Annotated in this window: 10 protein-coding genes; 1 reads left to right on the forward strand and 9 read right to left on the reverse strand. The window is 72.2% G+C overall.

The features are described from left to right. Positions 1 to 165: 165 nt before the first annotated feature. The 3 genes from ACGFYV_RS35455 to ACGFYV_RS35465 all read right to left on the reverse strand — a co-directional run bounded on the left by ACGFYV_RS35455 (position 166) and on the right by ACGFYV_RS35465 (position 5,274). Complete coding sequence (locus tag ACGFYV_RS35455) at positions 166 to 1,674, reverse strand: APC family permease (RefSeq protein WP_393882660.1); 1,509 nt, start codon at positions 1,672 to 1,674, stop codon at positions 166 to 168. 699 nt (positions 1,675 to 2,373) lie between these two features. Continuing rightward, positions 2,374 to 3,741, reverse strand: coding sequence for an aspartate aminotransferase family protein (locus ACGFYV_RS35460; protein WP_393882661.1), 1,368 nt, complete (start codon positions 3,739 to 3,741; stop codon positions 2,374 to 2,376). A gap of 60 nt (positions 3,742 to 3,801) precedes the next feature. Next, complete coding sequence (locus ACGFYV_RS35465; RefSeq protein ID WP_393882662.1) at positions 3,802 to 5,274, reverse strand: aldehyde dehydrogenase family protein; 1,473 nt, start codon at positions 5,272 to 5,274, stop codon at positions 3,802 to 3,804. Positions 5,275 to 5,520: 246 nt separating this feature from the next. On the opposite strand from ACGFYV_RS35465, the gene ACGFYV_RS35470 reads away from it, so the two are divergent. Next, complete coding sequence (locus ACGFYV_RS35470; RefSeq protein ID WP_393882663.1) at positions 5,521 to 6,138, forward strand: TetR/AcrR family transcriptional regulator; 618 nt, start codon at positions 5,521 to 5,523, stop codon at positions 6,136 to 6,138. Between the two features lie 370 nt (positions 6,139 to 6,508). Here the strand turns inward: ACGFYV_RS35470 and ACGFYV_RS35475 are convergent, their stop codons facing one another. The 6 genes from ACGFYV_RS35475 to ACGFYV_RS35500 form a co-directional block, all read right to left on the reverse strand. After that, a complete protein-coding gene (locus ACGFYV_RS35475) occupies positions 6,509 to 7,435 on the reverse strand; it encodes a LysR family transcriptional regulator (protein WP_393882664.1) in 927 nt (308 codons plus the stop codon). Between the two features lie 69 nt (positions 7,436 to 7,504). Then, positions 7,505 to 8,872, reverse strand: coding sequence for an MFS transporter (locus ACGFYV_RS35480; RefSeq protein WP_393882665.1), 1,368 nt, complete (start codon positions 8,870 to 8,872; stop codon positions 7,505 to 7,507). A gap of 116 nt (positions 8,873 to 8,988) precedes the next feature. Further along, positions 8,989 to 10,431, reverse strand: a complete 1,443-nt coding sequence (locus ACGFYV_RS35485) for an aspartate ammonia-lyase (protein ID WP_393882666.1) — start codon at positions 10,429 to 10,431, stop codon at positions 8,989 to 8,991. A 14-nt stretch (positions 10,432 to 10,445) separates the two neighbouring features. Continuing rightward, positions 10,446 to 11,648: a M20 family metallopeptidase gene (locus ACGFYV_RS35490; RefSeq protein WP_393882667.1), complete on the reverse strand. Its 1,203-nt coding sequence runs from the start codon at positions 11,646 to 11,648 to the stop codon at positions 10,446 to 10,448. 11 nt (positions 11,649 to 11,659) lie between these two features. Beyond that, positions 11,660 to 12,334: a DUF1028 domain-containing protein gene (locus ACGFYV_RS35495; protein ID WP_393882668.1), complete on the reverse strand. Its 675-nt coding sequence runs from the start codon at positions 12,332 to 12,334 to the stop codon at positions 11,660 to 11,662. Continuing rightward, positions 12,331 to 12,801 (reverse strand): RidA family protein, encoded by a 471-nt coding sequence (locus ACGFYV_RS35500; protein WP_393882669.1) that lies wholly within the window; start codon positions 12,799 to 12,801, stop codon positions 12,331 to 12,333. The genes ACGFYV_RS35495 and ACGFYV_RS35500 overlap by 4 nt, the downstream gene beginning before the upstream one ends. Positions 12,802 to 12,811 lie beyond the last annotated feature (10 nt).

Genomic DNA, 12,811 nt, shown 5'->3' on the forward strand with positions numbered 1-12,811 from the left:
CGCTGTGTGTGGGGTGGCGGGGTCCCGGCCCCGCGGGGCCCCCCCCCCGGGGCCCCCCCCCGCCGCCCCCCCGCCCCGCCCGCCCCCCCCCCGGGGGGGGCCCCGGGGGGGCGGGCCCCGGGGGCCACGCCTCGTGAAGACCTCATGAAGACGTCGCTGTGAACGTCACCCCTGAAGTTCGGCCTCGGCGGCCGTGGCCGGCACGCCGCCCTCGCGGCGGGCCACCTTGACGCCGATGGCGCCGATCAGCAGCAGCACGGCGACGGTGCCCAGGGTGAACGCCTCGAACGCGGTCCGGGAGACACCCCAGACGTCGTCGAAGACGTAGTCGATGCCGAAGAGGTGTTCCAGCACTCCGGGGAAGAGCGCCGACCAGGAACCGATCAGGATCCAGGCGTAGACGACCACCGCGCACACCACGAAGCCGCGTTGGCCGAAGGGGACGCGGTAGGGACGGGGGACGTCGGGCCGGCGCAGCCGCAGGGCGAGCAGGGCGGGGACGACCACCAGGTAGGACAGCAGCAGGGTGGTGACCGCCACGGTCAGGACCACGGCGAAGACGGCGGCCGCGTCCCCGTTCGCGAGCCGCATGGCGGCGAGCATGAACAGGGTGGCGACGGCCCCGGAGAGCAGGTTCGTGCGCACGGGCGTGCCGAGCCGGGGATGGAAGGCACCGAGGGCGCGGCTGAAGAAGCCTCCGTCGGCGGCGGCCATCGCCTGCATGCGGTCGCTGACGATCATCCAGGCGCTGCCCTGCGTGAGGAGAGCGAAGACGAACATGACGGCGGTGATCTTCAGCAGGGGTCCTGCCGCGCCGCCGTAGACGCCGAAGACGAGACGGGCGCCTTCCATGAAGCCGCCGATGCCGGTGACCTGGTGGACCGGTACGACGGCCAGGAGTGCGAGGACCGGCAGCAGGTAGCAGCAGGCCGCGACGGTCGCCGAGCGGCCGAGGGCGACGGGGACGTCGCGCTGGGGGTCGTGCATCTCCTCGCCGGCGGCGTTCGGGGCCTCGAAGCCGACGTAGGCGAACAGCAGGATCGGCACGAGGGAGAGGAATCCGGCCGTCGTCGGCGTGAAGTGGGTGCCGGAGAGGCCCTGGAAGCCGTGCCGCACGCCGTAGAGCACGGCGGTGAGCGTGAACAGCGCGAGGGAGAGGACCTTCATCGCCGCGCCGACCGTGGTGATCCACTTGCCGCGGCGCAGGGACACGATGGCCGTGAGGATGGCGATCCACACGAACAGCAGCTTGAAGACGTAGTCGGCGACGGTGCCGGAGCCCAGGTGGAAGACGAAGCCGTCCCAGGTCTGCGCCGCCAGGAAGACCAGGGAGCCGCCCAGCCAGATGGGGTTGGTGACCCAGTAGAAGAGTGTCGTGAGTGCGGCCGCGGGGCGGCCGAAGGCGAGTCGGACCCACACGTACGGGCCGCCCTCCTGCGGGAAGGCGGCGCCCGTCTCGGCGAACAGCAGGGCGTAGGGGACCAGGAAGAGAAGGGCGAGGGCCGCCGTCCAGGTGGCGGCCTCGCCGCCGCCGGTGGCGATCTGTCCGACGGTGTCGAAGGAGATGACCGCGGCGATGGCCATCGCGGTGATGTCGAAGCGCTTCAGACTGCGCTGCAGGCCGGCGGCCGATTCTGGTGCGCGGGAGTCGGTCGACGAGAGGCTTGAGGACACGGGCGGTTCCTAGGAGGGAAGGGTGCACTGCGAGGTGACGCCTGCGTGCGCCGTGACGGTGTGGGATCCGTGCCGGGTGGTGCTGGAGGGGCCGGTGGGCCGGGTGTGAGGCTCGGTGCCGGGTGGGACACCGGGTGCGCCGGGCAGAAGCCGGACACCAGGCGGCCGACACCGGTGCACCGGTGCACCGGTGCAGAGATCCGGTACACCGGGCACCGGATGGGAAGCCGGTGCGGGGCGCGAAGCCCTGCGGGAGCCGGTGCGCCGGGCGGGAGGCTCGGCGCGCGGGCCAAGCTCCCGATGCGCTGGGCGGAAGCCCGGTACCGAGCGGAAGGCCCGGTGCGCGGACGGCAAGCCCGATGCGCGGGTGGGAAGCCCGGTACCGGGCGGAAAGCCCGATGCGCGGGTGGGAAGCCCGGTACCGGGCGGAAAGCCCGGTGCGCGGGTGGAACCCGTGCGGGACGCGGTACCCGGTACGGTACGCAACGCCCAATACGGGGCGCAACGCCTGGTGCGGGACGCGACGCCCGATGCGGGGCGCAACGCCCGGTGACGGGCGGGAGGCCCGGTGACGGGCGGGAGGCCCGGTGACGGGCGGGAGGCCCGGTGACGGGCGGGAGGCCCGGTGACGGGCGGGAGGCCGGTCCGGTGCGCGGGGCCGGACCTCCCGGCCCCCGCACCGGGAATCCCCGGTAGGCGTCAGGCGCCGCGGATCTCGCCGTTCGGCTCGGTGCGCTCCAGGACACTGCGCAGGGCCGAGGCCACTTCCTTGGCCTCGCCCTCGGTCATGATCAGCGGCGGGGACAGCACCAGGCTGTGCGCGGAGTCACGCACGATGACACCGGTCTCGCGGCGGATGACGTCGTGCGGCATCCGCTCCGGGTTCAGCGGCAGCGGCGCACGGGTGGTGCGGTCCTGGACCAGCTCGACGGCGAGCATCATGCCGACGGAGCGGATCTCGCCGACGATCGGCAGGTCGCCCAGCTGGGCCTGCAGTTCGCCGTGGAGGTGGGCGCCCATGCTGGTCGCGCGGGCGAGCAGGCCCTCCTTCTCGATGATGTCGAGGTTGGCCGCCGCGACCGCCGTGGCGACCGGGTGGCCGTTGTACGTGTAGCCCATGGGGAAGCCGTGGTCGCGCAGGAGGACCTCGGCGACGTGGTCGGCGACCATGAGGGCACCGAGCGGGATGTAGCCGGAGGTGATGCCCTTGGCGGTGACGATGATGTCCGGGGTGACGCCGAAGTACTGCGCGGCGAACCACTCGCCGACGCGGCCGTAGGCGGTGACCACCTCGTCGAAGATCAGCAGGATGCCGTGCTGGTCGAGGACCTCGCGCACCCGCGGCCAGTAGTCGGCCGGAGGGACGAGCATGCCGCCGACGCCCATGATGGGCTCGCCGATCATCGCGGCGATGTTCTCCGGGCCGATCTCCGCGATGCGCTCCTCCAGTTCGCGGACGAGGAAGTCGGTGACCTGCTCGGGGCTCAGCGGCTGGTCGCCGTACAGCTCGGAGCGGTACGGCCACGGGGGCGTGAGGTGGGAGACGTGCGGCATCATCGGGGCGAAGCCCTCGTGGTACACGGGGAAGCCGGTGGCCGAGCCGCCGCCGTAGCCGATGCCGTGGTACGCCTTGCTGCGGGCCAGGATCCACGTCCGGCTGCTCTCGCCGCGCCGGTGGTGGTAGTAGCGGGCCATCTTGATGGCCGCCTCGTTGCCCTCGGAGCCGCCCGAGGTGAAGTAGACGTGGTTGAGCGGGTCGGGGGCGAGGGAGGCCAGCCGCGAGGCCAGGGCGATGGCGGGCTCGTTGGAGAACTCCCAGAAGCTGGTGAAGTACTCCAGCTTCTTCATCTGCTCGTGGGCGATGTCGGCCAGTTCCGTGCGGCCGTGACCGATCTGGGCCAGCCAGAGGCCGCCGGTGGCGTCGAGGTAGCCGCGACCCTCGGAGTCGGTGAGGCGGCAGCCGGCGCCGTCGGTCATGATGACGCGCTCGGTGGCGCTGCCCGGCAGGTAGGGGTGGATGATGTGCGCCCGGTCCAGGGCGGTGAGGGCCGCGGTGTCGAGGGTCATGAGCGGTGTGTCCTTTGGTCGGTTCCGGTGACGGGAAGGCGAGGGGGCGAGGGGGCGGGCTCAGCCGTAGGCGATCCAGGTCGTCTTCAGGCCGGTGTACTTGTCGAAGGAGTGCAGGGAGAGGTCACGGCCGTGGCCGGACTGCTTGAATCCGCCGAAGGGCGTGGCCGGGCTGAGGGCGTCGACGGTGTTGACCGACACGGTGCCCGCGCGCAGGGCGTCGGCGACGCGGTGGGCGCGGCCCAGGTCCGTCGTCCACACGGAGGCGGCGAGCCCGTAGGCGGAGTCGTTGGCCAGGCGGACGGCCTCGGCCTCGTCGTGGAAGGGCAGGACCGTCAGCACGGGGCCGAACAGTTCCTCCCGGACGAGCGGGGCGTCCGGTCCCAGGCCGGTGACGACGGTGGGGTCGAGGTAGGCGCCGTCGCGGTCGGGGCGCGTGCCGCCGCACGCGAGCGTGCCGCCCGAGGCCGCGAGCGCGGCGAGAACACGGTCCACCTGGGCCTCGTCGACGAGCGGCCCGAGGCGGGTCGCGGGGTCGAGCGGGTCGCCCGGCTGCCAGGTGCGGGCATGATCGGCGACTCTGGCCGTGAACTCGTCGGCGACGGACGCCTCGACGAGCAGCCGGGTGTTGGCCGAGCACACCTGCCCGGCGTTGTAGGCGAAGCCCCAGGCGGCGCGTTCCGCGGCGGCCTCCAGGTCGGCGTCGGCGAAGACCACGTTGGGGCTCTTGCCGCCGGCCTCGGGCCAGACCTGCTTCATGTTCGACTCGGCCGAGTAGGCGAGGAACTTCCGGGCCACGGCGGTGGAGCCGGTGAAGACCAGGGTGTCCACGTCCGGGTGGAGGCCGAGCGCACGCCCGGTGGTCTCCCCCGGTCCGGGTACGACGTTCAGCACACCGTCGGGCAGTCCGGCCTGCGCGGCGAGCTCGGCCAGCAGCAGCGCCGACAGCGGTGACTGCTCGGCCGGCTTCAGCACGACGCTGTTGCCCGCGGCCAGGGCGGGGGCCAGCTTCCAGCTCGCCAGGTCGAGCGGGAAGTTCCACGGCACCACCGCGCCCACGACACCGAGCGGTGCGCGGCGCACGAGGGCGAGGTTGCCGGGCGGGGCGGGGGCGACCTCGTCGTACAGCTTGTCCACGGCCTCGGCGTACCAGGCGAACACGCCGGCCGCGCCGGGCACGTCGGTGCCGTGGGACTCCGCGATGGGCTTGCCCATGTCGAGGGTGTCGCACAGGGCCAGCTCTTCGCTGTTCTCCTCGATCAGGCGGGCGAGGGCGAGCAGGACCCGCTTGCGCTCCGCCGGTGCGGTGCGCGACCAGCGGCCGTCCTCGAAGGAGGTGCGGGCCGCCGCCACGGCCCGGTCGACGTCGGCGGCCGAGCCCGCGGCCACCTGGGCGGTGGTCTTGCCGGTCGCCGGGTTCACGGTGGGCAGCCGCTGATCCTCGGCGGGGTCGGTCCACGCTCCGTCGATGAAGAGGCGCGTGCGGGGCACGAGGTCGGCGGCGCGCTGCTGCCAGTGGGAGTACGTCTGCATGCTGTGGCCTTCGATTGCGTCGTGGGACGTGGGCGAACCGATGCCCGTTCGGATCTCGTGCGGCGTGGGCCGTCTCGGGGGCACTGCGCTCGAGGCAGCGGGCGCGGCAGGGGCGAGGTGGCCCGGCAGCGCGTTCCCGCACCGGTTTCTTTGAACTGAGATTCAAACAATGCATCAAGCCGACGTCAATGCTCTGGTCACGAACTTCTTGCAGAAGTTGGTCCGAGTAGCAGAGAATCTTGGGCCATGGGGAAAGCCGGTAGACCACGCAACCAGACGGCTCGCAGGGAGGCGCTCGTCTCCGCCGCGGGGCGTGCCATCGCGCAGCGCGGGCTCGAAGGGCTGCGTATCAAGGACATCGCGGATGCCGCGGGCGTCTCGCAGGGCTCGGTGCTGTACTACTACCCGGAGCTCGACGATCTCGTACTGGAGGTGCACCGGGGAGCGGTCGAGAGCTATCTGGCGTCCCGGCAGCGGGCGTACGACGAGGCGCCGACCGGCGATCCCGGCGGCCGGCTGCGGGCGCTGCTGCACAGCGGGCTGCCCCGTGCGGCGGACGACGCCGTGCACGGGCTGCTGTACGAACTGCACCGGCGCGCCGGCCGCAGTCCCGGCCACGCCGAGCTGATGACCTCGCTGTTCGCCAGGGAGGTCGCTCTCTACACGATCGCGCTGGAGGTCGGCGCGGCGACCGGCGTCTTCACACTCGCCGCGAGCGCGCAGGACCTGGCGCACGGACTCGTCGCGATGGAGGACGGCTTCGGCCTGCACATCGTCAGCCACAACGCGGCCATGCGCTGGGACAAGGCCCGCGAGCTGATCATCGCCCACGCGCGCGCGGTGACCGGGTACGACGATCTGTAGCATCTGGTCGGCAGCCGCCGGGACCTGCAATCTCCGGGATCCGTGGTCTCCGGGACCTGCAAGTCTCCGGGACCTCCAGTGTCCGGGACCTGTGGCCTCCGGGGCCTGCGGTCTCCGGGATCTGCGGCCTCCGGTCCTCGGCCAGCGGGACCTGCAAGTCTCCGGGACCTGCAGTCTCCGGGATCTGCGGCAGCCGGCCCTTGGCCGCCGGTCCTCGGCCGCCGGGACCTGCAAGCTTCCGGGACCTTCGGTCTCCAGGATCTGCAGTCTCCGGGATCTGCAGTCTCCGGGATCTGCGGCAGCCGGCCCTTGGCAGCCGGTCCCTGGCCACCGGTATCCGTAGTCGTCCGGCGGCCGGCCCCGGTGCGTGTCAGGCGGTGGCGCGGGCGGCGGCGATCTCGCGCAGCAGGTCCATGACCGCCTGGGCGCGGGCGCTCTGGGTCACTCCCTGGACGGTGGCCAGGGTGAGTTCCAGCGGCGGGTGCCCGTTGCGCAGTTCCAGCTCCACGACCTCGCCGCCGCCGTAGGTCTGGCTGGTCGCGGGACGCTGGTTCAGCACGGAGTAGCCGAGGCCCCGGGCCACCAGGGAGCGGACGGCTTCGTAGTTCTGGGTGCGGTAGCGCACGTCGGGGGCGGTACCGGTGGCGGCGACCAGCGCGTGGAAGTAGTCGCGGCTGTAGGGCAGGTCGAGCAGGACGAGGGGCTCGGCGGCCAGTTCGCTCAGCTCCACGGTGCCCTGGCCGGCCAGGGGGTGCGTGGCCGGGACGATGACATGGGCCGGGACGTGGGCGATCGTCTCGCCCCGCAGGTCGGCCTCGGCGGACAGACCGAGGTGGTAGGTGAGGGCGAAGTCGATCCGTCCCGCGCGCAGCGCCTGGAACAGTTGCTCCGCCTCGCCCTCCACCACGTCGATCTCGATCCCGGGGTGGCGCTCGGTGCCGGCGCTGAACAGGGCCGGCAGGTAGTACGGCGCCAGCGTCATGAAGCAGCCGAAGGCGACCGGACCGGACAGCGTCCCGCCGCTGCCGCGGGCTTCTCCCTCGACCTCGCGCGCGCGGGCGAGGAGTTCACGCGCCTGGCTCCGCAGCCGCTCCCCCGCGGGGGTCAGGACCAGGCCCTGACCCCTGCGGCGGATGAACAGGTCGACCCGCAGGTCACGCTCCAGCTTGTGGATCGCCGAGGACACCGCGGACTGCGCGATGTGCAGGCTCTCGGCCGCCGCCGTCATCGACCCGCACTCGGCGGCGACGAGGAAGTAGCGCAGCTGGGCGAAGGTGAAGCCCACCGGTGACGTCATGTGTGACCCTTGCGGCTGATGGTGCGGGTGTCCGTGCCCGACCTTATGCGGCCGCGTCGTCCCGGGTCCCTAGGCGACGGCGTTCTCCCGGGTCGTGGGCTCCGCGTCGGACACGTCTTCCGGGCGCAGCAGGGACGAGCCGACCGTCTCCGGGAGGGACAGCGCCGCGACGAGGCCGCCGACGGCGACCACCATCAGGTACGGGCCCGGGATCAGCGTGCTGCCGGTGGCGTCGATGAGCACGGTCATCAGGTAGGGCACCGTGCCGGCGAACAGCGCGGCGGTGATGTTGTAGGAGATGGACAGTCCGCTCTGGCGCGTGCGGGTGGGGAAGATCTCCGCCGACCAGACCGCGTAGGTGCCGAGGATCGCGGCCAGGATCACGCCGAGCAGCAGAGCGGCGATCCAGGTTCCCGCCGTACCGGTGCGCATGAGGAGGAACGCGGGGGTGGCGACGACCAGGAGGGCTGCCGTGGCCCCGACGAAGACGGGCTTGCGTCCCACGCGGTCGGACAGGACGCCGAACACGGGCACGAGCGCGAGGCCCAGCAGCGAGATCACCGTGGACAGCAGCGCGGCGCTGCCGGCCGAGTGGCCCAGGTGGTCGGTCTCGTAGGTGACCAGGTAGGTCAGCACCGTGTAGAAGGGCACGTGCATGGCCGTCATCAGGCCGGCCGCCTGGAGCATCTGCTTCTTGTGGGAGCGCAGCAGTTCCCGCACGGGGGTGCGCGGCACGGTGTCGTTGGCTTCGAGCGCCCGGTACTCGGGAGTGTCCTCGATCTTGTTGCGGATGACGAAGCCGATCACGCCCAGCGGCGCGGAGACGAGGAACGGGATGCGCCAGCCCCAGGAGGTCAGCTGGTCGTCGGTGAGCCCCGTCGACAGCAGCAGGAAGACGAACGAACCGGCGAGGAAGCCCAGCAGGGAGCCGACCTCCAGCCAGCTGACGCCGAATCCGCGCCGGCGCCGGGGCGCGCTCTCGGCGAGGAAGCTCGCCGCGCTGCCGAACTCGCCGCCCGCGGCGAAGCCCTGCAGCAGGCGCAGGAACACCAGGAGCGACGGGGCGGCGACTCCGATGACCCCGTAGCCGGGGAGCAGTCCGATCGTCAGGGTCGCGCCGGACATCATGAAGATGACCAGCGACAGGGTGCGCTTGCGGCCGATCCGGTCGCCCAGCGGCCCGAAGACCAGGGCGCCGACGGGCCGGATGCCGAACGACACGGCGAACACGCCGAAGACGGCGAGCAGTCCGGTGGTCCGGTCCTGGGCCGGGAAGAACACCGTCGCGACGGTGCCGGCGAGATAGGCGTAGGCCGCCCAGTCGAACCAGTGGACGAACACGCCGACCGCTCCGGCGGCGACGCTTCTGCGCAGGGCGACGGGATCGGTGACCCCTTCGCCCTCGGTCGACATGACTTCGGTGTTCCCGGCGGGCATACGTGCCTCCTTGGACGGGTGAGCGGAAGAATTCGGGGAGTTGGAGGTGTTGCTCGGGTTCATGCTCGGGTTCTTGCTGAGGTGTTGCTCGGGGTGTTGCCGCGGAGGCCGTGGCCTCAGGTGGCGGTCTGACCGGTCAGGGACGCGGGGCTGGTCAGCACGCTGAGTTCCGCCTCGGTCAGCAGTCCGCGCTCGCGTACGAGGTCGAGTGCGGGCCGGCCGGTGTGGTGCGCCTCCAGGGCGAGGGCGCAGGCGGTCTCGTAACCGAGCGCGGGGCTGAGCGCGGTGACCAGACCGGTGGAGGCGGCGACGGTCTCCGCGAGTCTGCGCCGGTTCGCGGTGATGCCGCGCACGCAGTGCTCGGTGAGGACCGTGATGGCCGCGGTGAGGTGGTCGAGGCCGCCGCCGAGACTGCGGTAGATGATCGGTTCGAAGGCGTTCAGCTGGAGCTGGCCGCCCTCGGCGGCGAGGGTGACGGTCACGTCGTTGCCGATGATCTCGAACGCGACCTGGTTGACCGCCTCGGGAATCACCGGATTGACCTTGCCGGGCATGATGGACGAGCCGGCCTGCCGTGCCGGGAGCGTGATCTCGCCGAATCCGGCCTGCGGCCCCGAGGACAGCAGGCGCAGGTCGTTGCAGATCTTGGAGAGTTTCACCGCGACCCGCTTGAGCACACCGGACAGCTGCACGAACACGCCGACGTCCTGGGTGGCCTCGACGAGGTCGGGTGCGGACACCAGGGTCGGGATGCCGGTGAGCCGGCGCAGATGCTCCACCGCGCGCTCGCGGTAGCCGGGGCGCGCGTTGAGCCCGGTGCCGATCGCCGTGCCGCCGAGGTTCAGCTCGTGCAGCAACAGCCGTGCTTCGGCGAGCCGTTGCTCGTCCTCGGCGAGGGTGGCGGCGAACGCCCCGAACTCCTGCCCGAGGGTCATGGGCACGGCGTCCTGCAGCTGGGTGCGGCCCATCTTCAGCACGTCGGAGAACTCGGCCGCCTTGCCGGCGAACGCCTCGCGCAACGCACCGAGCGCGACGAGGAGTCCGGCGATGTGCCGGTCCAGTGCCAGCTTCACGGCGGTCGGGTACACGTCGTTGGTGCTCTGGCCCAGGTTGACGTGGTCGAGGGGGTGCAGTGCGCGGTAGTCCCCGCGCGGCCGTCCGAGCAGCTCCAGTGCGCGGTTGGCGACCACCTCGTTGGCGTTCATGTTGGTCGAGGTGCCCGCGCCGCCCTGGATGAGGTCGACCACGAACTGCTCGTGCAGCGCGCCGCCGCGGATCTCGGCGCAGGCGTCCGCGATCGCCGACGCGAGCGTGCCGTCCAGCGCGCCGACCTCGGTGTTCGCCCACGCCGCGGCCTCCTTCACCGCCGCCAGGGCGCCGATCAGATGCGGCCGGGAGGCGAGGGTCTCGCCGGTGAGGGGGAAGTTGACGACCGCCCGTGCGGTGTGCGCCCCGTAGTAGGCGTCCGCGGGTACGTCGACGTCCCCCAGCATGTCGTGCTCCGTCCGGAACGCACCGGACGGTGCGACCGGTCGCGGAGAGCCGGTGGCCAGGGACATCGGTGTGCTCCAGTTCATCGAGGGTCGGGGAAGTCGCCGGGCGACAGGGTCCGGTCCGCTCCGGCCCGGTCCACTGCGGTCCAGGCCAGTGCCACGGCCCCGTCGAGCAGGGCACGCTCGGCCTGACCGCCCACGCAGAACGCCGCGAACTCGTGCTGGTGGTTGGTGGCGGGCAGGGAGCCGATCCCGATGTAGGGGTGGATGGCGGGCACGACCTGGGAGACGTTGCCCATGTCGGTGGAGGCACGGTTCATCCGCGCGGACTGGCCGGGCGGTGCGAACTCCCGCCCCAGGGCGCGGGCGTTGGCGCGGTAGTGGCCGAGGGCGCTCTCGTCCGTGCGGAACTCCGCGTACGGCTTGCTCTCCGGCTCGACCGTCAGGTCGCACCCGGTCGCGAGGGCGCCCGCCTCGAAGGCACGCATCACGCGTGCCTCCAGCTCGGCGAGTTCGGCGAGCGTCTCCGCCCGCACGTACCACCGTCCGCTCGCCCGCTCCGGGATGGCGTTCGGCGCGTCCCCGGCGTGGGTCACCACGCCGTGCACACGGGCCGAAGCCGGCAACTGCTGGCGGAGCAGTCCGATCGCGACCTGGGCCACGGTGAAGGCGTCGGCCGCGTTGACCCCGGCCTCCGGGTAGGCCGCGGCATGGGCGGACTTCCCCTTGTACGAGATCTTGGAGTGGCTGACCGCGAAGGGGCGGGCCTCGGCGACGTCGACCGGGGCCGGGTGCACCATCATGGCGAGGTCCACCCCGGCGAAGGCGCCGCGGTCCAGCATCTCGATCTTGCCGCCGCCCCCTTCCTCGGCGGGTGTGCCGTACACCTCGACGGTGATGCCGGCCTCGTCGGCGACGGCGGCCAGGCCGAGCGCGGCGCCGATCGAACTCGCCGCGATGAGGTTGTGCCCGCAGGCGTGGCCGAGGCCCGGCAGCGCGTCGTACTCGGCGCACAGCGCGATCCGCGTGGGCCCGCTGCCGAACCGGGCGAGGAACGCCGTGTCCAGGCCCAGGTAGGACGGGGTGACGTCGAATCCGGCGCGGTCCAGCAGCTCCGGTACGGCGGCGGCGGCCCGGTGTTCCTCCCAGGCGGTCTCCGGGTCGGCGTGCAGCCGTTCGGAGAGGGCGGTCAGCGCGTCGGCATGGCGGTCGACCTCGCGCCGGGCCGCCTCCTTCAGCGTTCCCGTCGCCGTCACCGGCACGACCCCTGTCGCTGTTCCCATCCCGGCCCCCGTCACAGGTCGCCCGGGACGCCGTACGAGGGGGCGCCCACGGGGTCGAGACCGCGGCGCACGTAGTCGTCCCGCTGCGGCAGCCAGATGTCGAGGAGCTCGGCGAGCCGCTCGATGGGGTCGTCGGCCCAGTCCACGCGCAGGTCGGTCACGCGCCAGTCCACGTCCGCGACGACCGCGAGGCCCACGGAGTGCACCGGCCCCTCCTCGCCGCCCGCGGCGACGGCGGCGCGCAGCGCGGCGACGAGACGTTCCTCGACCTCGCCGCTCGCGCCGAAGTAGGCGTCCAGGAGGACGTCGGGGATGTGCTCGCCGGACAGCATGTTGCCGGCCGCGACCGCACCGTCCGCGGTGGCCGAGGCGTGCTTGCCCAGGGTTCGGGAACCGCTGTAGGCGTACCCGGGGCCGGAGGTGCCGAGGACGGTGAGCTGCCGGTAGTCGATGTTCGCCGCGTTGCCGGCCGCGCCGGTGACCTCGGCCAGGGCGCGCTGGGCGTCACCGTGTTCCGCCAGCCGCTCCAGCAGACGGGTGCCGAGCGTGGGATCCGTGACGTTCTGCGAGGCCGCCGCGCCGATTCCCGGGCGCAGATGGGCGACCCGGGCCGCGACGGCCGGACTCGACGAGCTGACCGCGATGCCGAACCGTTCGCCGTCGCGTACCACCAGGGAGAAGGTCATCGCCCGTCCTCCTCGGGGATCACCGCGATCGCGTCGATCTCGCACAGCCACTCCGGGCGGGCCAGCGCGGAGACCACGAGGCCGGTGGAGATCGGGTGGACGCCCTTGGTCCAGCGGCCCACGGTGCGGTAGACCGCCTCGCGGTAGCGCGGGTCGATGAGATAGATCGTCAGCTTGACCAGGTGCTCCATGCGGCTGCCCGATTCTTCGAGCAGCATCTTGATGTTGGCCATCGCCTGCTCGGCCTGGGCCTCGGCGTCACCGATGCCCACGTTCTCGCTGGTGTCGAGGTCCTGGCCGATCTGCCCCCGGACGTAGACCGTGTTCCCGGCGACGACGGCCTGGCAGAGGTCGTTCTCGAGGTTCTGCTCGGGGTAGGTGTCACGGGTGTTGAAGGGGCGGATCCTCGTGTGCCCGCCGGCGACGATCGGGGGGTTCGCCCGACGCTCCTCGTTCGTGGATGTCATCGTCCGCTCC

Origin of the sequence: Streptomyces sp. NPDC048297 (assembly GCF_043201585.1) — a bacterium.
GTDB lineage: Bacteria > Actinomycetota > Actinomycetes > Streptomycetales > Streptomycetaceae > Streptomyces.

What these genes read in the sequence shown, in the direction of transcription:
- ACGFYV_RS35460 (WP_393882661.1), bottom strand. Translation starts at nt 3,741, where the DNA reads ATGACCCTCGACACCGCGGCCCTCACCGCCCTGGACCGGGCGCACATC.
- ACGFYV_RS35465 (WP_393882662.1), bottom strand. Translation starts at nt 5,274, where the DNA reads ATGCAGACGTACTCCCACTGGCAGCAGCGCGCCGCCGACCTCGTGCCC.
- ACGFYV_RS35470 (WP_393882663.1), top strand. Translation starts at nt 5,521, where the DNA reads ATGGGGAAAGCCGGTAGACCACGCAACCAGACGGCTCGCAGGGAGGCG.
- ACGFYV_RS35475 (WP_393882664.1), bottom strand. Translation starts at nt 7,435, where the DNA reads ATGACGTCACCGGTGGGCTTCACCTTCGCCCAGCTGCGCTACTTCCTC.
- ACGFYV_RS35480 (WP_393882665.1), bottom strand. Translation starts at nt 8,872, where the DNA reads ATGCCCGCCGGGAACACCGAAGTCATGTCGACCGAGGGCGAAGGGGTC.
- ACGFYV_RS35485 (WP_393882666.1), bottom strand. Translation starts at nt 10,431, where the DNA reads ATGTCCCTGGCCACCGGCTCTCCGCGACCGGTCGCACCGTCCGGTGCG.
- ACGFYV_RS35490 (WP_393882667.1), bottom strand. Translation starts at nt 11,648, where the DNA reads ATGGGAACAGCGACAGGGGTCGTGCCGGTGACGGCGACGGGAACGCTG.
- ACGFYV_RS35495 (WP_393882668.1), bottom strand. Translation starts at nt 12,334, where the DNA reads ATGACCTTCTCCCTGGTGGTACGCGACGGCGAACGGTTCGGCATCGCG.
- ACGFYV_RS35500 (WP_393882669.1), bottom strand. Translation starts at nt 12,801, where the DNA reads ATGACATCCACGAACGAGGAGCGTCGGGCGAACCCCCCGATCGTCGCC.